1 protein-coding gene and 1 pseudogene are annotated in these 1,142 nt (G+C 50.4%); one reads left to right on the top strand and one right to left on the bottom strand.

Annotated features, from left to right (window positions below):
• Positions 1-218 (top strand): annotated as a pseudogene (locus tag QT222_RS00785) (MFS transporter); the annotation flags it as partial.
• Between the two features lie 637 nt (positions 219-855).
• Here QT222_RS00785 and QT222_RS00790 read toward each other — a convergent pair.
• A partial coding sequence (locus tag QT222_RS00790; RefSeq protein WP_491475989.1) for a TrkA C-terminal domain-containing protein occupies positions 856-1,142 on the bottom strand: 287 nt, incomplete at its 5' end.

Here is a 1,142-nt window from a genome sequence, read left to right on the forward strand (position 1 = left end):
TGTGGCGTGACTCGGGATACGGCGTCGGCGCAATCCTCATCGGCCTCTCGATGGAGTTTCTGAACGCGGAGGCCGCATTCTACATGACCGCTGCCCTGATGTTCGTCTCCGGGGCAATCGTGTACGTCTGGATGGAAGAGACCCACCCCGAGTTCGGAACACACGAACCACCTGCCCCTGCGACAGAAACTCCAGCCCAGACGGTCGCTCAAGACTAACCTACGGAACGTAACGGCCGTGGGTAACATGGGACCGTCTCATTTCTGATGGGAGGGATTAAGCGAGACACATAGCTACTAATCTGATTTTTACCAAAATATGCGAAGGGAAGTTAACCGATTTTCTGGTTGCATCTGTTCAGATAATCGCTGGTATCCGAACTACACACGCCATTGCTTCCGGAGAAACGAAGTCAGAATGCAGATAACTCGCCATCAGATTTTATCCAAGCTTGAAATCGTCTTTGAGAAGGCCCGCAACACATCCACTCTCCGAGGTTGTGGTTGCCAAGCTTCGGAGAACAGAATCGGGGCGTTTCTCCTCTGTCCTACGTTTGAACTCGAATGGATGACTAATACTCGATAGAGATGTGAATAAAGAAGCTGATGAAGATCAGGAGGAGGCCGAAATACCCGAGAGCCATCACAATTGTACTAAATATTGGTTCAAACTGAAGAATGGGATATAATACGATCCGTGCAAGAACACATACGAGTCCGCAGAACATCAGATAAGCTGTCCATCGAGGGGGACTTTTCGACGTACGGAGGTTGGGTGTAGGGGACTCCATTCATTAATCCCGTTTAGTTTGCAGAATATGATACCCGGTACTAATATAAATGCACCAGAAAGCACTTATTCGTCTTTACCGGTGAACGTATGCATTACCTCTCCTGTGACCCCCTCTTTCGAGAATACGGTGAGAAGGTCCCCGGCATGAATCACGGTCTCCCCTCGCGGAGACAGTACTTCTTCACCACGCTCGATCGCAACTACGAGTACATCATTTCCCAGTAGCCCAGCTGAGTCCGCTTCTTGCAGTGTCTTCTCTGCAACGGGGGACGTCTCTGTTACGGAGATTTCGAATACCTCAGCATCGCCCGCTAACGACATGAAGTCTATGACTGACGGCCGCTGGACGG

It is taken from the genome of Haloferax sp. s1 (assembly GCF_058382125.1).